The sequence below is a fragment of the Parasphingorhabdus sp. JC815 genome, from assembly GCF_040717415.1.
Taxonomy (GTDB): domain Bacteria; phylum Pseudomonadota; class Alphaproteobacteria; order Sphingomonadales; family Sphingomonadaceae; genus Parasphingorhabdus.
Genome location: NZ_JBFEFM010000001.1, coordinates 231,580 through 254,080 on the forward strand (window position 1 = coordinate 231,580; position 22,501 = coordinate 254,080).

Annotated in this window: 21 protein-coding genes and 1 pseudogene; 11 read left to right on the forward strand and 11 right to left on the reverse strand. The window is 51.7% G+C overall.

The genetic code is table 11. From position 1 onward, the window contains the following. Window positions 1–80 precede the first annotated feature (80 nt). The 3 genes from AB1K62_RS01085 (at window position 81) to AB1K62_RS01095 (ending at window position 2,017) form a co-directional block, all read left to right on the forward strand. Window positions 81–866 carry an enoyl-CoA hydratase-related protein gene (locus AB1K62_RS01085; RefSeq protein ID WP_367000548.1) on the forward strand — a complete coding sequence of 262 codons (786 nt, stop codon included), beginning with the start codon at window positions 81–83 and terminating at the stop codon, window positions 864–866. A 65-nt stretch (window positions 867–931) separates the two neighbouring features. Beyond that, window positions 932–1,807 (forward strand): 3-hydroxyisobutyrate dehydrogenase, encoded by an 876-nt coding sequence (mmsB, locus tag AB1K62_RS01090; RefSeq protein WP_367002003.1) that lies wholly within the window; start codon window positions 932–934, stop codon window positions 1,805–1,807. A 6-nt stretch (window positions 1,808–1,813) separates the two neighbouring features. Beyond that, window positions 1,814–2,017, forward strand: coding sequence for a hypothetical protein (locus AB1K62_RS01095; protein WP_367000550.1), 204 nt, complete (start codon window positions 1,814–1,816; stop codon window positions 2,015–2,017). Between the two features lie 27 nt (window positions 2,018–2,044). On the opposite strand, the gene AB1K62_RS01100 is transcribed toward AB1K62_RS01095, so the two are convergent. Next, a complete protein-coding gene (locus AB1K62_RS01100; protein WP_367000551.1) occupies window positions 2,045–3,568 on the reverse strand; it encodes a CpaF family protein in 1,524 nt (507 codons plus the stop codon). 188 nt (window positions 3,569–3,756) lie between these two features. Here AB1K62_RS01100 and AB1K62_RS01105 point away from each other — a divergent pair, with 188 nt between their 5' ends. Next, window positions 3,757–4,689, forward strand: a complete 933-nt coding sequence (locus AB1K62_RS01105) for a DMT family transporter (protein WP_367000553.1) — start codon at window positions 3,757–3,759, stop codon at window positions 4,687–4,689. An 84-nt stretch (window positions 4,690–4,773) separates the two neighbouring features. Here AB1K62_RS01105 and AB1K62_RS01110 read toward each other — a convergent pair whose 3' ends face one another. The 5 genes from AB1K62_RS01110 to AB1K62_RS01130 form a co-directional block, all read right to left on the reverse strand. Beyond that, window positions 4,774–5,031, reverse strand: coding sequence for an ATP synthase F1 subunit epsilon (locus tag AB1K62_RS01110; protein WP_367000555.1), 258 nt, complete (start codon window positions 5,029–5,031; stop codon window positions 4,774–4,776). Between the two features lie 133 nt (window positions 5,032–5,164). Then, the gene (atpD, locus tag AB1K62_RS01115) at window positions 5,165–6,610 is read right to left on the reverse strand and encodes a F0F1 ATP synthase subunit beta (protein ID WP_367000557.1); all 1,446 of its coding nucleotides are present in this window, start codon (window positions 6,608–6,610) and stop codon (window positions 5,165–5,167) included. 88 nt (window positions 6,611–6,698) lie between these two features. After that, window positions 6,699–7,574: a F0F1 ATP synthase subunit gamma gene (locus AB1K62_RS01120; RefSeq protein WP_367000558.1), complete on the reverse strand. Its 876-nt coding sequence runs from the start codon at window positions 7,572–7,574 to the stop codon at window positions 6,699–6,701. A 101-nt stretch (window positions 7,575–7,675) separates the two neighbouring features. Next, complete coding sequence (atpA, locus tag AB1K62_RS01125) at window positions 7,676–9,205, reverse strand: F0F1 ATP synthase subunit alpha (protein WP_367002005.1); 1,530 nt, start codon at window positions 9,203–9,205, stop codon at window positions 7,676–7,678. 36 nt (window positions 9,206–9,241) lie between these two features. Then, window positions 9,242–9,796 carry a F0F1 ATP synthase subunit delta gene (locus AB1K62_RS01130; protein WP_367000560.1) on the reverse strand — a complete coding sequence of 185 codons (555 nt, stop codon included), beginning with the start codon at window positions 9,794–9,796 and terminating at the stop codon, window positions 9,242–9,244. A 369-nt stretch (window positions 9,797–10,165) separates the two neighbouring features. Between AB1K62_RS01130 and AB1K62_RS01135 the strand changes: the two are divergent. Further along, window positions 10,166–10,717 (forward strand): annotated as a pseudogene (locus AB1K62_RS01135) (methylated-DNA--[protein]-cysteine S-methyltransferase); the annotation flags it as partial. Window positions 10,718–11,042: 325 nt separating this feature from the next. Here AB1K62_RS01135 and AB1K62_RS01140 read toward each other — a convergent pair. The 3 genes from AB1K62_RS01140 to AB1K62_RS01150 form a co-directional block, all read right to left on the reverse strand. Continuing rightward, window positions 11,043–11,786, reverse strand: coding sequence for a flavodoxin family protein (locus AB1K62_RS01140; RefSeq protein ID WP_367000561.1), 744 nt, complete (start codon window positions 11,784–11,786; stop codon window positions 11,043–11,045). A gap of 122 nt (window positions 11,787–11,908) precedes the next feature. After that, window positions 11,909–13,516, reverse strand: coding sequence for a trypsin-like peptidase domain-containing protein (locus tag AB1K62_RS01145; RefSeq protein WP_367000563.1), 1,608 nt, complete (start codon window positions 13,514–13,516; stop codon window positions 11,909–11,911). Between the two features lie 54 nt (window positions 13,517–13,570). Then, a complete protein-coding gene (locus AB1K62_RS01150) occupies window positions 13,571–15,748 on the reverse strand; it encodes a primosomal protein N' (RefSeq protein WP_367000564.1) in 2,178 nt (725 codons plus the stop codon). A 130-nt stretch (window positions 15,749–15,878) separates the two neighbouring features. Between AB1K62_RS01150 and AB1K62_RS01155 the strand changes: the two genes are divergently transcribed. Beyond that, window positions 15,879–16,508, forward strand: a complete 630-nt coding sequence (locus AB1K62_RS01155) for a DUF4197 domain-containing protein (RefSeq protein ID WP_367000565.1) — start codon at window positions 15,879–15,881, stop codon at window positions 16,506–16,508. A 147-nt stretch (window positions 16,509–16,655) separates the two neighbouring features. Then, window positions 16,656–17,309 carry a fructose-6-phosphate aldolase gene (gene fsa / locus AB1K62_RS01160; RefSeq protein ID WP_367000566.1) on the forward strand — a complete coding sequence of 218 codons (654 nt, stop codon included), beginning with the start codon at window positions 16,656–16,658 and terminating at the stop codon, window positions 17,307–17,309. A gap of 192 nt (window positions 17,310–17,501) precedes the next feature. Here the strand turns inward: fsa and AB1K62_RS01165 are convergent, their stop codons facing one another. Further along, complete coding sequence (locus AB1K62_RS01165; RefSeq protein ID WP_367000568.1) at window positions 17,502–18,731, reverse strand: penicillin-binding protein activator; 1,230 nt, start codon at window positions 18,729–18,731, stop codon at window positions 17,502–17,504. Between the two features lies 1 nt (window position 18,732). Here AB1K62_RS01165 and rsmI point away from each other — a divergent pair, with 1 nt between their 5' ends. Genes rsmI through AB1K62_RS01185 form a run of 4 tightly spaced genes read left to right on the forward strand, consistent with a single transcriptional unit; the run spans window position 18,733 to window position 21,536 of the window. After that, window positions 18,733–19,575: a 16S rRNA (cytidine(1402)-2'-O)-methyltransferase gene (gene rsmI, locus AB1K62_RS01170; RefSeq protein ID WP_367000570.1), complete on the forward strand. Its 843-nt coding sequence runs from the start codon at window positions 18,733–18,735 to the stop codon at window positions 19,573–19,575. Continuing rightward, complete coding sequence (locus tag AB1K62_RS01175) at window positions 19,575–19,928, forward strand: YraN family protein (protein WP_367000572.1); 354 nt, start codon at window positions 19,575–19,577, stop codon at window positions 19,926–19,928. The genes rsmI and AB1K62_RS01175 overlap by 1 nt, the downstream gene beginning before the upstream one ends. A 34-nt stretch (window positions 19,929–19,962) precedes the next feature. After that, complete coding sequence (gene gshB / locus AB1K62_RS01180; RefSeq protein ID WP_367000573.1) at window positions 19,963–20,916, forward strand: glutathione synthase; 954 nt, start codon at window positions 19,963–19,965, stop codon at window positions 20,914–20,916. 17 nt (window positions 20,917–20,933) lie between these two features. Beyond that, window positions 20,934–21,536, forward strand: coding sequence for a DedA family protein (locus AB1K62_RS01185; RefSeq protein ID WP_367000575.1), 603 nt, complete (start codon window positions 20,934–20,936; stop codon window positions 21,534–21,536). 5 nt (window positions 21,537–21,541) lie between these two features. On the opposite strand, the gene AB1K62_RS01190 is transcribed toward AB1K62_RS01185, so the two are convergent. Continuing rightward, entirely contained in the window at window positions 21,542–22,447 is a 906-nt protein-coding gene (locus AB1K62_RS01190) for a tyrosine recombinase XerC (RefSeq protein ID WP_367000577.1), read from the reverse strand. Between the last annotated feature and the right edge of the window lie 54 nt (window positions 22,448–22,501).

Consider the following 22,501-nt stretch of genomic DNA (forward strand, 5'->3'; position numbering starts at 1 on the left):
ACTATGATCAAGGCATTTGAATAGCACGAAATAACAACGGATATGCGCCGACGGCAGCATGAGGAAATCAGGAGAATCACATGGCAAAACATGAAACAATTTTGGTCGAGCAGCGCGATGCAGTCACTCTGATAACGCTCAACCGGCCAAAGGCGCTTAATGCCCTTAACAGTCAGGTGCTCGACGAATTGATCGATGCGTTTGCCGCTTTTGAAGCCGATGAGGATCAACTTTGTGCCGTGCTGACCGGTTCGGGCGACAAGGCTTTTGCAGCCGGTGCCGATATTAAGGAAATGTATGAGAAATCAGCGGCTGATTTCTATCTTGAAGATTTTTTCTCCAAATGGACGAGCCAGATTGTCAAGACAACACGAAAGCCATGGATTGCTGCGGTAAACGGTTTCGCTCTGGGCGGTGGTTGCGAATTGGCGATGATGGCGGATTTTATCATTGCCAGCGAAAACGCTAAATTCGGCCAACCCGAGATCAAACTTGGCGTTGCCCCGGGAATGGGCGGGTCACAGCGCCTGACCAGAGCAGTAGGCAAGTCCAAATCAATGGACATGTGCCTCACAGGCCGGATGATGGCAGCCGAAGAGGCCGAGCGTTCCGGTCTTGTCGCTCGCGTAGTGCCGCATGATGAATTGCTGGATGAAGCGCTTAAAGCCGCAAAAACCATCGCATCAATGCCGCCCATGGCGCTGCGCGTGAACAAGGAAATGGTCAACGCGGCGTTTGAAACCATGCTCGATCAGGGATTGTTGCATGAACGTCGCCTGTTCCAGATCCTGACCGCCAGCGAGGACAAAGCCGAAGGCATGGCTGCGTTTATCGAAAAACGCGAAGGGCAGTGGAAAGGGCGTTAATTCCCCGGCCTTCTTAACTTTGGCCAAAACTGGCTCGGCTTCACGAAAATAATTGAATGGAAAAAATTATGAGAATCGGATTTATCGGCCTTGGCAACATGGGCGGCGGCATGGCTGCCAATCTGGCGAAGGCAGGGCACGAGGTTCATGCTTTTGACCTGTCGGGTGAAGCGCTTGCCAGAGCGGGGGAAGCAGGCTGTCATCCGGTTAGCGATGCAGCTGAAGCAATCCGCAATATGGAAGCGGTGGTGACGATGCTCCCTGCCGGTAAACATGTGCGCGCAGTCTATGCCAATGACATCGTTATCAATGCTTCTCCGGGAACGCTGGTTCTGGATTGCTCGACGATTGACGTTGATAGCGCGCGTGATGTTGCGGAGATGGCAAAGGCAAAGAATATTCTGCCGGTTGATGCGCCGGTATCGGGCGGCATTGCTGCGGCCAATGGCGGCACGTTGACCTTCATGGTGGGCGGCAGTGAAGAGGCTTTCAAGCGGGCGGAACCGATCCTCTCCGACATGGGTAAAACAGTAATCCACGCAGGAGACAATGGAGCAGGGCAGGCAGCGAAAATCTGTAACAATATGCTTTTGGGTGCTTCTATGATTGCTACTGCCGAGACATTTAAAATGGCCGAAAAACTTGGTCTGGATTTGCAGAAGTTCTATGATATTTCATCCAATGCTTCGGGACAAAACTGGTCAATGACCAGCTATTGCCCGATTCCCGGTGTCGGCCCGCAAAGCCCGGCCGATAATGGCTATGAGGGCGGTTTTGCTGCTGCTTTGATGCTGAAAGATTTGCGTCTTGCTATGGAAGCGGCGCAAAGTGCCGGAGCAAAAGTCCCGATGGGTGAACAGGCTGCAAGCCTATATGCCCAATATGCCGACGAACATGGCGGGATGGATTTTTCGGGCATTATCAACATGCTGGATAGCTAAGCGGTTTTGGGCGGGCTTCCGGATTTAGGTGGCTGGGCGATTGCTGGCGGGGTCGCGGTTCTGGTTGCTGCGATTGCCGCGATCGCAGAGCGCCGACGCAACAATCGCAAAAACATTGAAAACGTCGGCTTTATGCCGTGGCCATTCATCATGGTGATGGCGCTTTTGTTTGCGGCCATATCTATCGGCCTGGCGCTGAAAGGATTTTAGAGCGATTTCGAGTGAATTGAACAGGGTCTAGAGACAGGCCTCGAGAAACGGCTGTTCAAAGCCATATTGGCGTGCTTTTTCCAGCGTATAGGGGCGCAGTCCCGAGGATTGATATTCACCGATAATCTTGCCATCGGCATCCTCGTCCAAATATTGATATTTGAACAGTTCCTGTGTCACAATCACATCGCCTTCCATGCCGATAACCTCGGTGATGTTGGTTGTCCGGCGGGAACCATCACGCAGACGTTTCACCTGAACGATGAGGTCAACCGATTCTGCAATTTGCCGTGAAATGGCTTCTTTAGGGATCTTGATGTCGCCCATCAGAATCATATTTTCCATACGGCCAAGACATTCACGCGGGCTATTGGCGTGAAGCGTACACATGGAGCCATCATGGCCCGTGTTCATCGCGGCGAGCAGGTCAAAACATTCTGCACCGCGAATCTCGCCCAATATGATCCGGTCAGGCCGCATACGCAGGGCGTTTTTCACCAGATCGCCAATAGTAATGGCTCCCTCGCCCTCAAGATTTGGCGGGCGGGTTTCCAGTGGTAACCAGTGGGGCTGTTGCAAACGAAGCTCGGCGGCATCCTCGATTGTCAGAACGCGTTCACCCGGATCGATCATTTTCGACATGGCGTTGAGCATGGTCGTTTTACCCGAACCCGTGCCGCCGGAAATAACCACGTTAAAACGGCAAGCACCGGCAATTTTCAATGCCGTGCACATCTGTGTCGACATAGAGCCAAAGCCTTGCATCATATCAAGCGTGATAGGTTTATCTGAGAATTTACGAATAGAGATCGCCGTGCCTCTAAGGCTGAGCGGCGGCACAATTACGTTAACACGCGAACCATCGGCAAGCCGAGCATCGGCTAGCGGTGTCGTCTGGTCAACGCGGCGACCAACCTGATTTACGATCCGTTGGGCAATCTGGAACAGATGTTCTTCGTCACGGAACTTAATCGGCGCAACTTCCAGTTTGCCCTTGATTTCAATATAGGTCTGATCCGGACCGTTGACCATAATATCCGAAATATCCGGATTCTGGAGCAATTCTTCCAATGGACCAAAACCCAGCAATTCATCAACCAGCACCTTTTCAAGTGCAAATTGTTCCCGCCGGTTCAGCGTTAGCTTCAGCTCGGTCAGCACTTCCATGATGATCGGGCGGAATTCTTCGGTTAACTCTTCTTTGTTCAGCGTTGCAGCGGCTTCCGGATCAACCCGTTCCAGCAACCGCGGTAGCACCTGTTCTTTGATCTTATGAACCGAAGCGCTAAAACCCTCGTCTTTATCGCCACTATCTACTATTGCATTGGAACGCTCTGCAAGACGCGACATTGCGTCATCTTGATCGGGGGCGCTTGTGGGTTGTTCGGGAAGCGGGGCAGCATCTATCGGAGGAAATTGTCCACCGCCATTTGCGGGCTTCACATCCTCCCGTTGGGTATCCGGCTTCGGCCCTCCGCCAGACATTGGTTTTGCGACGCCAAATGACGGTCTACCGCCACCCAATCCATTTTTCTTACCAAATGCGCTCATGTCTCTCCGCCGGAAATAATATGTTCCCAATTGATTAAACTACTCTTTCAACGAAAATGGTTAATGATTGGATAATTAGCCGCGCCGTTCCCGCTTTATCTTATTTGTTGTGGGGGACAGATGGAGGTTGTTTCTTGGTCGTTTGCCTGCAATTCCTGTTTTGCAACCATTAACTGATCGGACGAGCTGTGCAGGCGGACAAACATAGTGAAAAGACGCCCAAAAATACCGGAGCGAGCGGCGGCATAATACTTGCCCTAATCGCGTTTTCAGGTTTTCCTGTTGGCGACGCTATTATCAAGTCTATGGCCGGTGACTGGCCCGCCCCAGCGGTAGCCGCCGTGCGTTTTAGTATGGGAGCTATCGCTCTGGCTGTCATTCTCTTTTGGCGAGAGGGGAGAGCCGGTTTCGAGATCAGCCGCCCTTGGCTGCATGCTGCACGCGGTATGGCGCTAGCGGTTGTGACGATGAGTTTTTTCTCTGCGATTTATATCATGCCTCTGGCTGATGCAGTGGCCATTTCATTCGTCAGCCCGATATTTACCGCTTTATTGTCGGGCTGGCTACTGAAGGAAAAAATGCGACCGGGGACGTGGATCGCAACCATAATAGCCTTTGGCGGTGTGTTGATCATGCTCCGCCCCAATGTAGCCGCGTTTGGCTGGGTTGCGATATTGCCGCTATTTGCAGCGGCAGCAATGTCGTCCATGCTGATCCTTAACCGTATGGTATCCAGCCAGCGGTCCATATTCGCGGCGCAATTCTATATTGCTTTCTGGGCGTCTATATTCCTTTGTATCGCCGCTATCGTGGGGCATTTTCTGGTGCCGGCCATGCACGTGCCCGGAGCGCCCGATTGGCATGTTTTGCTGCGTTGCGCGATAGTCGCTATAACCGCAACGAGTTGCCATTTCCTATTATATATGGCGACCATGCGGACGACTGCTGCTGCTATTGCTCCGATCGTCTATATACAGTTGATCATAGCATCAGTGATCAGCATATTCATATTTGATGATCCGATCGACCCGCTGGCCTTTGTTGGCGGAGGGTTGATATTATTTAGCGGATTATTCCTGTGGCACAGCGAGCGCAAGGCGACAACAGTGATCGAGGCTTAATTGCACCATATCATGGTAATTCAGGCACTAATTCAGCAGATATTCTATACGCTCTGTCTCAGCGCAATTGATAGCGTGTGATTATTAAGCGACCGCTTCGGCCAATACTGTAAGGCCTTTTTCATTCACTTCGGCAAAACCGCCTTCAACGGTGATGACTTCCGCCTCTGCGCCTTCGCTGGCATAGATAGATAATTGCGCGTCACGAATGGTGGACATGAATGGCGCATGGCCAGCCAGCACGCCAAAGTCGCCTTCTGTGCCGGGCACAACAACCATATAAACATCATCCGAACGGACAAGTTTTTCCGGGGTTACGAGTTCGAAATGTAAGTTTGCCATCTAAAAGTCTCCAACCCCTCCCTTGTTGGGGGAGGGGAAAGGGGTGATTGATAAAGCCTGGCGCGATGCCAGCCTTCAAATGTAACGGGCGGAATATATCCGCCCGATGCCCTCAGATAAGAGGGGTTTGCGTTTAAGCCGCTTCTTCGGCCAGCTTCTTGCCTTTTTCAATAGCTTCTTCGATACCGCCAACCATGTAGAAAGCATTTTCAGGAAGGTGGTCATATTCACCATCCACAACCGCTTTGAACGATTTAATTGTATCGGCCAGATCAACGAACTTGCCCGGAATACCGGTAAAGACTTCTGCAACATGGAAAGGCTGCGACAGGAACTTCTGAATTTTACGCGCACGGGCAACGACCAGCTTATCTTCTTCGGAAAGCTCGTCCATGCCAAGAATAGCGATAATATCCTGTAGTGATTTATATTTTTGCAGGATTTCCTGAACAGCGCGGGCTGTATCATAATGTTCCTGACCCACAACGCGTGGTTCCAGAACACGGGACGTTGAATCGAGCGGGTCAACTGCGGGGTAGATGCCTAGCTCCGAAATCGCACGGTTCAAAACGGTTGTTGCATCCAAGTGGGCAAATGATGTTGCCGGTGCCGGGTCGGTCAAGTCATCGGCAGGGACATAAATGGCCTGAACCGATGTAATCGAACCTTTGTTGGTCGAGGTAATACGCTCTTGCAGCGCACCCATATCAGTGGACAGGGTTGGCTGATAGCCCACAGCCGACGGGATACGTCCCAGAAGCGCAGACACTTCCGAACCAGCCTGTGTGAAGCGGAAGATATTATCGACGAAGAATAGAACGTCCTGGCCTTCCTGATCACGGAAATATTCAGCAATGGCCAAGCCGGACAGAGCAACACGGGCACGCGCCCCTGGAGGTTCGTTCATCTGACCATAGACGAGGGCCACTTTGGAACCTTCGGAAATGGCGTTGCCGTCTTCGCCCTTGGCGATAACATTCGCGTCAAGAAATTCGTGATAAAGGTCATTACCTTCGCGGGTACGTTCACCCACACCGGCGAAAACGGATGTACCGCCATGACCTTTGGCAATATTGTTGATCAGCTCCTGAATAAGCACGGTCTTACCAACACCGGCACCGCCGAACAGGCCAATTTTACCACCTTTTGCATAAGGCGCGAGCAGATCGACAACCTTAATACCGGTGACAAGAATTTCGCTATCGGTGGACTGGTCAACGAACAGCGGCGCTTCTGCGTGAATGGGCGCGCTGCTTTTGGCGCCGATCGGGCCAAGCTCGTCAATCGGTTCGCCGATAACGTTCATGATGCGGCCAAGTGTTTCAGGACCAACGGGCATCATGATCTGTGCGCCGGTGTCGGTGACTTCCTGACCACGGGTCAAACCTTCGGTCGCGTCCATGGCGATCGTACGCACGGTGTTTTCGCCAAGATGTTGAGCAACCTCAAGCACCAGCCGGCTACCGTTATTATCGGTTTCCAGAGCCGACAAAATTGCCGGAATGTCCGTATCAAAGGTCACGTCGACGACAGCGCCGATAACCTGTGAAATGCGGCCTACATTATTGGTTTTTGCCATTATATTCGTCCTTTAGCCTTCATTCTTTATCCCGCAAAAACCGGGATTTTGTCTGCAACGGGTTCCAGCCTAAGCAGGAACACAGATATTAGAGCGCCTCTGCGCCAGCGATAATTTCAATCAACTCAGTTGTAATTGCGGCCTGACGGCTGCGGTTATATTCGATGGTCAGGCTATCGATCAAATCGCCCGCATTGCGGGTTGCATTATCCATAGCGGTCATCGACGCACCCTGTTCCGAAGCCATGTTTTCGAGCAAGGCACCAAAAATCTGGGTAGTAAGGTTGCGTGGCAGCAATTCAGTGAGAATTTCCTGCTCGTCCGGTTCATATTCAACCGCTGCTTCAGATGCCGTCTCACCTGACTGATCCAGAGCAACAGGAATAATCTGCTGTGCGGTTGGTTCCTGTACGAGCGGGGATTTGAACTTCGAGTAGAAGAGATGGGCGACATCAAATGTGCCTTCTTCAATCATAGCGGTCAAATCTTCGGCAATAGCTTTGGCTTCGTCAAAACCGGGAGTTTTTACTTCAGTGGTATCGAAATGTTTCAATATCAGCTTGGGGTATAAGCGCTTGATAACGGGTATGCCCTTGCGCCCGACCATATAGAAAAGAACGGTCTTGCCCTCAGCAATCAGCTTTTCTGCCTTTACGCGCGCTTCTTTAACAATATTGGCGTTAAACGCACCGCATAAACCGCGATCAGAGGTCGCTACGACCAGAAGATGAGTCTGGTCTTCGCCAGTACCAGCCAGCAGCTTGGGTGAATTCTCGTCCACCGTCACCTTGGCAGCAAGGCTTGCCATAACCTTTGCCATTTCCGTGGCATAAGGACGAGCAGCTTCAGCCGCCATTTGCGCCCGGCGCAATTTAGCGGCGGCCACCATTTTTTTGGCCTTGGTGATCTTTTGCGTCGATTTAACCGACCCGATCCTGTCTTTCAGTTCTTTAAGACTGGCCATAGCTAGTCACTTACTCCAAAATTCATAATCCTGAAAAAGTATCAGGATCTGTTTTCAGCGCCCGAAATCCTGAAACTGGTTCAGGGCTTCGGACGTTCAGGTTACGCGAAACTTTTGCCAAATGTGGTCAAAGCATCTTCCAGTTTTGCCTTGGTATCATCTGCCAAGTCACCGCTTTCACGAATTGTGTTCAATATGTCGGCATGCTCTGTCCGCATATAGGCGAGCATGGCTTCTTCATAGCGCACAACGTCTTCCACGGCGACAGGGTCAAGATGCCCATTCGTACCAGCATAGATGGAGGCAGTCTGCTCTTCAAATGGCAACGGAGAGAATTGTGCCTGTTTCAAAAGCTGGGTCAAACGCTCACCGCGGGCCAGCAATTTCTGCGTGGACGCATCAAGGTCGGAACCAAACTGGGCAAAGGCCGCCATTTCGCGATATTGAGCAAGGTCGAGTTTGATCGAACCGGAAACTTTTTTCATCGCTTTGGTTTGAGCTGCTGAACCCACACGAGACACGGACAGACCCACGTTAATGGCGGGACGGATGCCTTGGTTAAACAGATCGGTTTCAAGGAAAATCTGACCATCGGTAATCGAAATCACGTTGGTTGGAATATAGGCAGAAACGTCACCGGCCTGTGTCTCAATGATTGGCAGTGCGGTCAAAGACCCTGAGCCATTATCTTCGTTCATCTTTGCAGCACGTTCCAGCAAGCGGCTATGCAGGTAGAAAACGTCACCCGGATAGGCTTCACGTCCTGGTGGACGACGAAGCAGCAAGGACATCTGGCGATAAGCCACAGCCTGTTTGGAAAGGTCATCATAAACGATACAGGCGTGCATACCATTATCGCGGAAATATTCGCCCATGGTCACACCGGTATAAGGTGCAAGATATTGCAGCGGAGCAGGCTCTGAAGCGGTTGCAGCAACAACAATGGAATATTCCATCGCGCCGTTTTCTTCAAGCTGGCGCACGATTTGTGCAACAGTCGATCGCTTTTGCCCGACAGCGACATAGATGCAATATAGTTTTTTGCTTTCGTCATCACCAGCATTAACCGTTTTCTGGTTAATGAAGGTGTCGATACCAACAGCCGTTTTGCCGGTTTGGCGGTCACCAATGATCAATTCACGCTGGCCACGGCCAACAGGGACCAGAGCATCAAGCGCCTTGAGGCCGGTTTGCACAGGTTCATGCACGGATTTACGCGGGATAATGCCCGGAGCTTTAACTTCAACACGGCTACGCTTTTTGGTTTTGATCGGCCCTTTGCCGTCAATGGGGTTGCCAAGACCGTCAACAACGCGGCCAAGCAATTCCTTGCCGATCGGAACGTCCACAATCGTACCTGTCCGCTTGACGACATCGCCTTCTTTAATGTCAGCGTCAGAACCAAAGATAACGACACCCACGTTATCGGCTTCGAGGTTCAGCGCCATGCCCTGAATTCCGTTGGAGAATTCAACCATCTCACCGGCTTGCACCTGATCCAGCCCGTGGATACGGGCGATGCCGTCACCAACAGCCAGAACGGTTCCGACTTCGGAAACCTCGGCTTCATTGCCGAAATTGGAGATCTGGTCCTTAATGACCTTTGAAATTTCTGCGGCGCGAATATCCATCATTCTATTCCTTATAGTCCTTTATGGCCTGAGCCATCAGCCCTTCATGGCTTGGGAAAGCGTGTTCAAACGGGTTTTAATTGAATTATCGATCATCTGGCTGCCAATTTTGACGACCAGACCGCCCAAGATAGACGGATCGACAGAGGTGGAAACCGAAACATCGTTCCCCACACGTTTTTTGAGTTGCGCCTTCAGCGCAGCAATCTGTGCGTCATCCAGTGGATGAGCGGAAGTAACTTCAGCGGTAATTTCACCGCGATGGGCAGAAGCCAGTGTTGCAAATGCGCGAATGACGGAAGGTATCTGGTCAAGCCGGCGATTGGCCGCAAGAACACCCAGCATATTGGTGGTCAGATTATCCAGCTTCATTTTCTTTGCAATGGCGGCGATTGCCTTGCCAGCATCCGCACGGGACAAAACCGGGCTGCTGATCAGCGCCTTCAGCTCGTCCGATTCGTTCATCGCTTTGTTCAGCGAGGCAAGGCTTGCTTCGACCTTGTCGATGGCTTTATTTTCGGTGGCCAAGGCGAACAGCGCAGTGGCGTAACGCCCCGCTAAACTCGCTCTAATGCCGCTGGAATTCTCCACGCGCCTGCTAACTCCTTCGTTACTTTGTACCTGTATCATCGACCTGATAACCCGGTCAAAATACTGCTAAATGATCATGACCCTGACAGATGAATTACAGTGCATCTTGCCTTGGGTTGCGCGGCGTCTAGCAACCATTTTGCTGCGATGCAAGATGGCTTTGGGAATGATTTTCAACAGGGTGATTTTGGCATGAATGGACGGGGCGAACATGCTATGCTCCGTACCAGCATAAAAGGGGTTGCGTTATCAATGAGCTATATTTGACGAAGGGTCGCTGGGAGCCGGAAAATAGCCGGATAAACTGGCTATGTTCTCAAGATACGGGGATCTCAAGATACGGGCTACAGGCTATGGGTCCGCTTCCCGTTCCACGTAGATAGTGAAAAGAGGTTAGAGATGAGATCCAGTGCTTGGAAAAATGGTGGAGCGGGAACCGTGATCCGCTGGGCTAATGTGGAAACGTCCTTGGGCATGATGATGGTGGCTGCGACAGATAAAGGTATATGCTGTTTGTCATTTAACGAGAGTGAAGAACATTTGCAGGCCCGTTTTCCCAAAGCGGAATTAAAAGCCGGTGACGAATCGTTCCATGATCTGCTCAGTCAGGTCACTGCATTTGTCGAAAAGCCCGGCGATTTTCGCCACATCCCTTTGGATGTGCAGGGCACGACGTTTCAGGAAGCCGTCTGGCAGGAACTTCAGAAAATACCGCTGGGCGAGACACGCAGCTATGCCGAGATTGCCGCTGCGATCGGCAAACCCAAAGCGGTGCGCGCGGTGGGTAGTGCAAATGGCGCCAATAATGTCGCGGTTCTGATTCCCTGTCACCGCGTGGTACGCAGTGATGGTACTTTGGGCGGCTATGCTTATGGGCTGGACATAAAGAAACGGTTGCTGAAGCGCGAAACGGTAAAATGATAATGCGGCCGGTTAATGTGGGCGCTTAAATTGAGTGGTTATCCCATTTGGGCAGATTTATCCGTTTCTGCTGAAATTATTGAGCCGGAGGGCGGTGTATGGCCTTAATGTTGCCTTAGATTCAAGATTTTCAGATATAATCAAAACACCGTCATTCCTGCGAAGGCAGGAATCCAGCTATACTAAAACCGGAAAGCTGGATTCCCGCCTTAGCGGGAATGACGATAATTATTTGATTGGTTATTTTATAAGTGGCTATTTTATAGGAGCACGCCGGCTTTATGTGGTCGTCGCGGTCAGAGCATATTTCTTTTCGCGCCTGAAATTACCGATATTCGGGATTGGGGTGATTATATCTTGTGCCATCATCCCATGCTTCACGCGAATTACCATAGGCAGGAATACCGCCCGCCTGTTTGAGCATCTTGGCCGTATGCATCAGGTTCCACGCCAGAAATGTCGCGTTGCGCTGGGTAAAATCACTGTCAAAACCGACTCGGCTTCCATCATCTTTTTTGTCACCATAGGATGGGCCGGGACCAATCTCACCGACCCATCCTGCATCGGCCTGTGGCGGAATTGTATAGCCGATATGGCTGAGGGAATAGAGCGTGCTCATCGCGCAATGTTTTACGCCGTCTTCATTGCCGGTGATGATACAGCCGCCGGTCTTGCCATAGAATATATATTGGCCTTTGGCGTTGGTTTCACCGGAATGGGCGTAAAGCCGTTCGATTATCTTGCGACATTCCGATGATATATCGCCCAGCCAGATGGGCGTGCCGATTACCAATATATCGCTGGATAGCACTGCTTTGGAAATATCGGGCCATGCGTCGGTATCGTAACCACGTTCGGTCATGTCAGGATAAACACCGGGCGCTATGTCATGATCGACACTGCGAAAACATGTCACTTTTGTTCCGGCATCTTCCATAATGGCCCGGACAACATCCATCAGGCATTCAGTATGGCTGAACGATGGCGAGGGCGTAAGTGTGCAGTTGATAAAGACGGCTTTTAATCCCGAATAATCAGGTTTCTTTGATCTGTCCTTTGCATCGGTCATCTGATGTCCTTTGAGCAGTTACACTGTCATTAACATCAGACGGATGAAATAGTTCCTTTGCTCCCCATGCCGCCCCCAGCGCTGGACGGTCAATATTTCCGTTTCTTAGGGGAGCAGATTTATCATTGTGAAAGTTTTTTACATTCATAGATCAGCCGCTCATTAGCCTGCGTAGGTAACTCGCTGCGTAATGATTTTACCATCTCGGAAATATCGGCCAATATCTTATCATCGGTGGTGCAGCTACCATTGTCATATTGTTGGCGAATTTCACGCGCACGGGTCATAGCCGTCAAGCCAAGAAGATAACGCTCGGTTATGAATTCTGCGCTTTCGGGGTTAAAACTGCTGATTGTTACGGTCTGTTCCTGATTAGGCACAAATATCCGCGACCATTTGCCGTTATCATGGCTATATTGAGTGCGACCATTTACGCAGCCGTCTTTGGTCCAGTCAATATCCAGCGAGTCAGTCTGGGAAACTGTGATCCGGCTGCGATCGGAGTTTAAGCGGCACTGGTATTTTCCTGAAGTTGCAAGGGGTTCTTCGCTCTTTGCATCGCTATCGTCAGGAAATTCTTCTTTTAGCGCCGCTGCAACACGATCGTCAATTTCATTAAAACTGGGACGCGAGAGAAATATAAGGATTGCTCCAACTATTAGCACAGCCGCTCCGCCAGCGATTCCGATAGCAGGAGTACGCTTATCCTTAAACATCAAATAACCCGCGCCGCCAATGGACATCAGCGACAGCACCAGCATTAACGCACCAATTGCCATATGATTTTCGCGCTCGGTTATAATTTCCTGAGAGACGGTGCGGCGCAAGCGGTTTTCGGTCTGCTGACGTTGTGCTGCTTTGGCTTTTTGTGCGGCTTCTATCTTTGCCCTTGCTTTGGCCTCGCGTTGTTGTTCCTGAAAGCTGATCACAGCAGCAGAACGGCAAGGGGTGGCGGCTATCGCCGCTTTAACTCCGGCTTTGCGAAGAAAGGATAATATCTCGCGGCTGGATACGGCAAAACCAAATTCTGCATCATTGCCATCTGATACAGAGCCAAAGCTGTTCGCGCCCAATATCCTGCCACAATTGTCGATTAACGGACCGCCGCTATTGCCGCTGGCAATCGGCGCTGTGTGCAATATTGTATCAAATTGCTTGGTAGAACGGCCCCCGGAAACAGAACCACGTGTTTTAACGGGTGACATCGGGGTAATCAGCTCGTCAAGATTAAGCCCTTGAGCACGGTCCACAGAACCGGGATAGCCAACGGCTACAACATCAGCGCCATCCTCTATCGGACCGCTAAAAACTGTCATCGGTGGCAATCGCCCACCATCTTGAAGCTGGATCAGTGCCAAATCATTACCGGGAGAATAAGCAATGATTCTTCCGCCATAGCTGGTCCCGCCCTGTGACGGCACAATTCCGATTACAACCGATTTTTCCTGCCGGGCTATTTCTACGACGTGGGCGTTGGTTACAATTTTGTCAGGGGCAACTGCAAAGCCGCTCCCATGGCCGACAAAAGCGACTTTATCGCCATCTGTAGCAGCCATGACAACGCGGACGACCGAGCGGCTGGCAGCGGCAATATCAGCCGGATCTGCCTGAGCCGGGCTGGCAAGCAGGGCGGCGAGGGCAAGAGCAAAAATTGCAAGGATGCGGTTCATTGGAGAGCCTTTAGTGTTTCGTGTTTCGCGGGGCATGCGAAGCGAGATATGCGCTACCATTACCTTCTATCCCGCATCAAGCTTGGAGCGCAGGATGGATATATTTTTCGTAAATCAGACAAAGTTGTATGGATCGACGTCAACACTTACACGCACCGCCCTTGGCCATTCAAGTTTTGCCAGCCATTCGCGCGTAATATCTTGTAATTCAACGGATCGGTGAGTGTGGATCAACAGCCGGTGGCGATAGCGTCCACGCAGCATGGCGAGCGGGGCAGGGGCAGGGCCATAGACGGTGAAACCGGCCAGTTTCGGGGCTGTCTGGCCAATCAGACGCGCTGTTTCCATCGCTTCTGAATTGTCTTCCGACGATATAATGATGGCCGCAAGCCGTGAAAAGGGCGGGGCAGCCGCCGCGCGGCGGGCTTCTGTTTCGGCGGCATAAAAACCATCCCGGTCTCCTTTGACCAGCGCCTGTATTACCGGTGCTTCAGGCATACGGGTTTGAACATAGACATGGCCGGGTTTGTCGGCTCGCCCGGCCCGTCCAGCTACCTGAGCAATTTGTTGGAAACTGCGCTCGGCAGCCCGCAAATCGCCTCCTTCAAGGCCAATGTCAGCATCGACAACACCGACCAGAGTCAGATTGGGGAAATGATAGCCTTTGGTGACGAGCTGCGTACCGATTACGATATCTATCATACCCGTCTCCATCTGCTCCACAAATTCACCAGCCTTAGCAGGTGACCAGATTGTATCAGACGTGACAATAGCGGTTCGTGCTTGGGGAAAAAGCATTTTGACTTCATCACAGATACGTTCAACTCCGGGACCGCAGGCAACAAGCGAATCCTCGTCACTACATTCAGGGCATTTATCCGGTTGGGGCATAACATGCCCGCAATGATGACAAGCAAGCCGTTTTGTCAGGCGATGCTCGACCATCCATGCAGTGCAATTCGGACAATTGATACGGTGCCCGCAAGTTCGGCACAAAGTAAGCGGCGCAAAACCCCGGCGGTTCAAGAAAAGCAGGGATTGTTCGCCCTTCTCAAGGTTTTCCTCGAGCGCGTTGATCAGTGTCGGCGCAAGCCACGATCCGCGTGCAGGAATATCCTGTGTCAGATCAAGAGCCTCAATCTCTGGTAACTGAGCAGAGCCAAAACGGGCGGGCAGCTCAAGCAACTCGTAATTACCCTGTTCGACCTGATGACGATTTTCTATAGCAGGTGTGGCTGAGGCTAGGATTACCGGGAACTTCTCGTATAATCCGCGCATTACCGCTACGTCGCGGGCATGGTAACGCACCCCGTCTTCTTGTTTAAAACTGACTTCATGTGCTTCATCAACGATAATTAATCCGAGTTTTTTATAAGGCAAGAACAAGGCTGATCGCGCCCCTACAACCACTTTTGCTTTGCCGTCGGCCAGCGCGTGCCAGTTTTTTCTACGGTCCGATTGTTTTAGCCCACTATGCCATGCCACCGGTTCAGCACCAAAGCGCGCTCTAAACCGGTCCAGAAACGGTTCCGTTAAAGCGATCTCGGGAAGCAATACCAATGTCTGCTTGTTTTGACGCAAAGCCTCTGCAATTGCTTCGAAATAAACTTCCGTTTTACCCGATCCGGTGACACCATCTAACAAATACGGCTGAAACAATGATGCCTGCACAGCGCCGATTAATTGGCGGCTGACCCGTAGTTGATCCTCACTCAAATTTACTTGCATAAAGTCGGGATCAGGTTGCTGGAAGTCGGCGAAGGGAGAAACTTCACTGCTATCCAATGCGCCAATTTTTTCCAGTCCTTTGATAACCGCAACAGAAACATCAGCCTTATAGGCCAGTTCGCTGATCGTACCTTGAACATCAGCCAGTTTCTCAAACACCTGTTCGCGCTGCGGCGTCATGCGGTCGGGGATTATACCATTTAACCGATATTCGATGATCGGACGGTTATCGGTAAAAGCAGCGCCACTCGACAGAACCATTCGCAAAACTGATGCGGGTGAAGCAAAATAATAATGGGCGGTCCATTCAATCAGACGTCTTAGCGGTGCGGATAGCGGGGGTACATCGCGCAATTCCAGAACAGGGCGTAGCTTTTTGGAGTCAATTTCTTCAACTGCAAAACTCTCTGGCTCCCAAACAACACCGGGCACTTTACGTGGTCCTAATGGAACCATTACGATCGATCCCGGTTTAGCAAGCATACCGACAGGTAGACTGTAATCGAGCGGTCCCAGGGCCGCATTGAGCAATAGCACTCTCACTCGATTGATGGGGTGATTCATGCTGCCCGTATAAGCGTGGTTTGGGATTGCGTCACTAATTGCTATGCAGTCTGCCTTGAATTAGAGGGATGAGCATATGCACGTTATGGATCGTCGGAATTTGATCGCGGCTGGAGTCACTGGAGTCACTATGGCAATGTTGGGATTGCCCGGCTGCACCAGCCTGCCGCCGCTTAGCTTGACCGAGGCGGTTCGGCGGTTACTCACCGTGTCGTCGCAAAATGCTTTTGCTGAGTTGATGCAGCCTAACGGATTTTTTGACAGTCAAATTGCGCGTATTTCTGTGCCTGATAAGCTGGGAGGCGCCCGCGCGACCAACATCGCAACAGCCGTCCTGGGGTCCAAGCCGATCCAGAAACGTCTGCTCATACAAGTGAACCGTGCGGCGGAAACAGGGGCGGAGCTGGCTGCGCCGATTATTGCCGAGACTATAAAAAATATGAGCATAGCGGATGCAGCTGCGATCATAAAGGGTGGAGATCGCGCTGCCACGGCCCTGTTACAGCGAGAGCTTGGCCCATCGTTGGCGACGCATATATTGCCGGGTATCAGCAAGGGGTTGAACCTGTTTGACAATGAAATCATCAATCTGGCCTTGTCGCAGGTCAGCAATATCAATTTCACCGATATTAGCGAGGATGTGACGCGCAAGGTCAGTGATTCCATCTATCGCTCCATCGGCGCTCAGGAAGCAAAGATCAGGGCTAATCCCGCGTCAACCAATGATCCTTTGTTGATCAGTGTATTCGGATTGGCCTGATCGCGCAGGATTTTATCCACTGCCTAACATCAATCTATCCACAGGTTTCTACACATCTTTTCCATATGCTATGTTTCGCCCGGCGATAAAAAGCGGTAGACCCTTGAAAAGCCAATTTACCGCACCCGCATCTGGAGCACAAACCGCATGAAATTTTTTGTTGATACCGCTGATACTACCGAAATTGCCGATCTGGCTGCTACCGGCATGGTGGATGGTGTAACGACCAATCCGTCACTGATTAAGAAATCAGGCCGTGATATCATGGAAGTGACCAAGGAGATTTGCGGGCTGACCGATGGCCCCGTTTCCGCCGAAGTCGTCGCGCTGGACCATGAAACCATGATGAAAGAAGCAGAAGTGCTTCGCAAAATTGCGGATAATGTCTGCATCAAGGTTCCTTTGACCATTGATGGTCTGAAAACCTGCAAGGCGCTAACTGATGAGGGCACGATGGTGAATGTCACGCTCTGTTTTTCCGCCAATCAGGCATTGCTCGCCGCCAAAGCGGGCGCAAGTTTTATATCCCCTTTTGTCGGGCGCCATGATGATAATGGCTTTGATGGCATGAAGCTGATTGACGATATTCGCCTGATTTACGACAATTATGCCTATGAAACAGAAATATTGGTCGCCTCTATCCGCCATCCGGTCCATGTGCTGGAATCCGCGCGTATCGGCGCGGATGTCGCGACCATGCCGCCCAATGTCATTCGCGGACTGTTCAAACATGTTCTGACCGACAAAGGGATTGAGGGTTTCCTCGCAGACTGGAAAGATACCGGCCAGCAGATAGGATAATCAGGTGGTTCTCTGTCACTACACGTTATTCCGCGACGGGGTTCAGCTTTATTCCATAGCGTTTAATTAGCTGGACTCCCGCCTGCGCGGGAATGACAGAAGGTGCAGGGGCGACCTGTGGCGCACAATGAACCCGGTTCTGCTGCTAATAGCTACTAAACGCGGTGGGTGCAGGGCTATTAAGCAGAGCTATTAAAACGCCTTGGGCGCAGGGTCTATAACGCTAAAGCTGCCATTTTTGATTTCCTGGACTTCCAATGCGCGTTCGGAAATGCCGTTGCGGCGGAAACGGAACACGCCATCCAGGCCGATAAACCCACCCGGATCGGTCAATTGTTTGATCGGAAATGGAGTGCCCACTTTCCAGTTTTGCGCCACTTTGACTGTCAGCAGAACAGAATCATAGCCCAAGCTGGATAGGCGGAAAGGTGCGCGGCCATAACGGCTGCGATATTTGGTGGCATATTGCCGGTATAATCCGTCTGAAACACTGGCAAACCATGCCCCGCGCAAGGCCGGCGCTCCGGCAAGGTTGCTACTGGTATTCCACAGGTCTGTTCCCAAAATTTTGGCGCTGTTGCTGGCATTTTTGCGGATGTAGGGCGCAGCTTTGATCGCCATGGTGCCATTGTCCGCTAGCAGCACCGCGTCAAAGTCACCATTTTGGGAAAGTTTCTTTGTTGCAGCTTCAATGGATGCTGAATCGCGATTGAAATTTTGAATCGCTACAACTGTTCCCCCCACATTCTTGACCGAACTCAACAAAGTCGAAGAAGCGCGCTGGCCGTAAACGCCGTTGGGCACCAGTGCGGCAAAACGGTTCATACCCTTTGATTTGGCGTAGGTGACAACGCGCTCGATTGATTGTGCAGGAATATGTCCGAGCAGAAAGACATTGTCTCCGGCAGCGCCAGCATCATTGGAAAAGCTGAGTATCGGCACACCTGCGGGCCTAGCGATGTTCGCGGTTGCCACTACATTGTCGCTCAGCAACGGACCGATGATCAGCTTATTGCCATCGGCAATCGCTTTTCTCGCGGCGGCGGTGATGCCTTTGCCAGTATCATAACTGGTCATCCGGATATTTTGCGCCTTGGTATCGAGCAACGCCATCGTAGTGGCATTGGCCAAAGATTGTCCGACGCCTGAATTTTTGCCGGTCAAGGGAACGAGCAACGCAATGCGATGATGTTGCTGATCGCTGGGCAAATCGCCGGTTACTGGCGGCGGAGCGGGCGTGGGGGCAGGTGGTCGTTCTGCTCCGCGCGGCACGATTGATTCACAACCAGCCAGAAAAACAATAGAAGCAAGCCCGGCATATTTAAGCAGGTTGCGGCGTCCACGGTGCGCGGGCGCAAATGAAGCCTGAGGGGATGCGTTTTCATCCTGTCCTACAAGCGGTTTATCTGTCATGGCATTCATTATGTCTGCTCCCGTTGAACATGGCCTGTATATCGTCGCCACACCAATCGGCAACCTCGGAGATTTGTCTCGCCGGGCCGAGCAAGTCCTTGGCCTTGCCGATCTTGTTTTAGTCGAGGATTCAAGAGTTACTGGCAAGCTTTTGAATCATATTGGTAAAAAGTGCAAGATGGTCGTTTATAATGACCATAAAGGCAAACAGGAACGGCAAGAAATTTTAGCAGCGCTAAGATGCAAAATTGTCGCACTGGTCAGCGATGCCGGTACTCCGCTTATCTCTGACCCCGGTTACAAGCTGGTTCGGGATGCACAGGCACAGGGCATTTATGTTACCACCGTACCGGGGCCAAGTGCCGTGATTGCTGCATTAACCCTTTCCGGTTTGCCCAGTGACCGGTTTTTGTTCGAGGGATTTTTACCAAGCAAAACCAAGGCGCGGGGAGAGGTTCTTACAGAATTAAATCCGCTAAAAGCAACGCTGGTTTTCTATGAAAATGGTTCACGGCTAGGTGCTATGCTGGCTGATGCGCTCGCCAAATTAGGGGACCGGCAGGGAGCCGTGATTCGCGAAATCACCAAAAAATTTGAAGAAACAGTCACGGGCAGCCTGAAAGAACTGGCTGAGCGCTATGCGAATGAGAAACCAAAAGGAGAAATTGCCGTTGTAATCGGGCCGCCGGTGGCTGCAAAGCCCGCCAGCGAGGCAGAGGTGGAGCAAGCACTGCGCGAAGCATTGCAGCGGCTTCCCGCGTCAAAAGCAGCTGGAGAGATTTCCCGTATATATGGTGCCGACAGAAAGACGCTTTATGATTTGGCCAATCGCTGGAAAGCGGAAAGCCAGTAATGAATAGGAAGCACGCGGAACAACAGGGACGGCGTGCCGAAAGCATTGCTGCGGGGTGGCTGCGTTTACATGGCTGGCGGATTTTGGCCCAGCGTGTCCGAACCCCGCGCGGTGAAGTGGACCTAATCGCCAAACGGGGGGCCTTAGTGGCCTTTGTAGAAGTCAAAGCACGGACGAAGATCGAGGATCTGGAACGGGCCGTGGACCATCATCGGTTAAAACGGGTCGCGGCGGCGGTGGAAATTCTCTATCCGGAATATTGTCAAAATGGAGAGGATGCGCGAATTGATGTGATTTTGGTTGCACCGCGCCGCTTGCCGACCCATTTAACCAATGTCTGGCACGGGTTTTAAGCCTGCCAATAATCCGTTCAAGGGACGATAGCTTATGAGTTTGAAAATCGCTGTGCAAATGGACCCGATGGATAGTGTGAATATCGCCGGGGATAGCAGTTTTGCCTTGATGATTGCCGCCCAAAAACGGGGGCACCGGCTCTATCATTATGATGTGAAAAATCTTACCTATCTGGGAGGCCGCCTGACCACACTCGCGCATCCGGTAAAGGTGCAACAAGTGACAGGCGATCATTATGAATTTGGTGAAGAGGTCAAGCTGGACCTTGGTAGTGATATAGATGTCGTCCTGATGCGTCAGGACCCTCCATTTGATGTCGGCTATATTACCGCGACCCATCTGCTTGAACGGATTGAGCATGAAACGCTGGTCGTCAACAATCCGGCATCGGTCCGTAACGCGCCTGAAAAAGTCTATGTGCTGGATTATGCCCAATATATGCCGCCGACATTAATCACGCGTAACATAGATGAAATTCGTGATTTTCAGGCCGAGCATGGCGGCATTGTTGTTAAACCCCTGCATGGCAATGGCGGCAAGGCGATTTTCCTTATCGGAGAAGACGGCAGCAATTTAAGTGCCTTAGTCGAGCTGTTTAACCAGACATGGCCCGAGCCGCATATGATTCAGCCGTTTCTTCCCGAAGTGCAGGAAGGTGACAAGCGCATCGTATTGGTTGACGGCGTGGTGGCTGGCGCGATCAATCGCAAACCGGGCAAAGGGGAATTCCGTTCCAATCTGGCGCAGGGCGGCTATGCCGAAGCGGCCGACCTGACCGAGCGCGAGAAAGAAATTTGCGCCGCGATGGGACCGGACCTTAAACGGCTGGGATTGCTTTTTGTAGGCATTGACGTGATCGGCGGAAAATGGCTGACCGAGATTAATGTGACATCGCCCACCGGGATTGTTGCGATCGACAAGTTTAATGGCAGTGACACATCAGGAATGATCTGGGATGCGATCGAAGCACGGGTCGGCTCGAATTAGCAAACAGGCGGTTCTACATGAGCGATTGGATTCCCGATTTTATTGAGCAGGGAGGCTATCTGGCAATTGCTTTGCTCATGGCGGTTGAGAATATATTTCCCCCAATACCTTCCGAATTAATCATGGGATTGGCCGGTGTCGGAGTAGGCCAGAGCAGTTTCTTTGCGCCGCTAGTGGTTCTGGTCGGCTCTTTAGGTTCGCTGGCAGGCAATTATTTCTGGTTCATGATCGGCCGGCGATGGGATGAGGATGATCTGCGTAACTTTGTCCGCAGACATGGCCGCTGGCTGACCCTTGATGTGCGTAGCGTTAACCGGATTGACGGGGTATTCGATAACCATGGTGAATGGGTTGTCTTTTTTGCGCGATTCATTCCCAATATACGCACCCTTATTTCTGTTCCGGCCGGCCTGTTCGGAATGTCTCACATGCGGTTCATACTGGCGACCTTGGCGGGTGCATCGGTGTGGAATAGCGCACTGGTTTTTGCTGGCTATCAATTACAACAGAATGTGGACGAGATCGAAAAATATGTCGGTCCGGTATCGCTGGCTATCATAATAATAGCGGTAATTATCTACATCTGGCGCATGATATTCTGGCGACCCGAGGGGGAATGACCGATCTAGCTGTTTGACGCCCGGGGATGGGCATTTTGGTAAATATCCAGCAAATGCGCGGCATCCACGGCTGTATAAACCTGTGTGCTGCTTAAACTGGCGTGGCCCAGTAATTCCTGTAAACTTCGTAAATCAGCGCCGCCAGCGAGCAGATGCGTAGCGAAGCTGTGGCGCAGGGCGTGGGGTGTGGTCTTGTCCGAAATGCCAAGGTTCGTCCGCGCCCGCTCAACAACGCGCCTGATCAGATTGGGCGATAGTGGCCCGCCGCGCTTGCCCCGGAATATCGCTTTATCTGGTGTCATCTCATGCGGGCAAAGATCAATATAATGCTCAATCGCAACGCGCACTTTGGGAAGTATCGGCACAATCCGCGTCTTGCCGCGCTTGCCAGTCACGCGGAGCGTATCGGACAGCGGCAATGCCTCGGCGGTTAGGTCAAGCGCCTCGCTGATCCGCAGGCCCGAACCGTATAGCAACAATAAAACCGCCCAGTCGCGTGCACCAATCCAGTCTTCTCTAGCGCTTGACGCAATGTCCTGTGTTATTGCGATTATGTCATCAGGTGAAGCGGGGCGAGGCACACCGCGAGTGACCTTTGGTCCTTTGACCGCTGGAATTGCACTCTCGTCACCTCCGACAAATTTCAGGAAAGACCGGATAGCCGATAATTCGCGAGCCGCGCTGTTATTGGACAGATCGTCCGCACGGCGAAAGGCGAGGTAGGAGCGAATATCCGCTTGCTTGAGCGCCTTGATTTGCGCTGAACCGACTGTGCCGCCCAGATGCTCTGCCAGAAATGCACAAAACCGCTCGGCCGTTGTGACATAGGCCCGTACGGTATGCGGTGAACGCCGCCGTCCCTCGCGCAAATGGCGGGAAAAATCCTGAATAAGGGTGCTGGCGCTTTCCATTATATAGAATCTAGCAGCGCCAGTGTATAAAGTCCAAATGTCTCACATCATGCT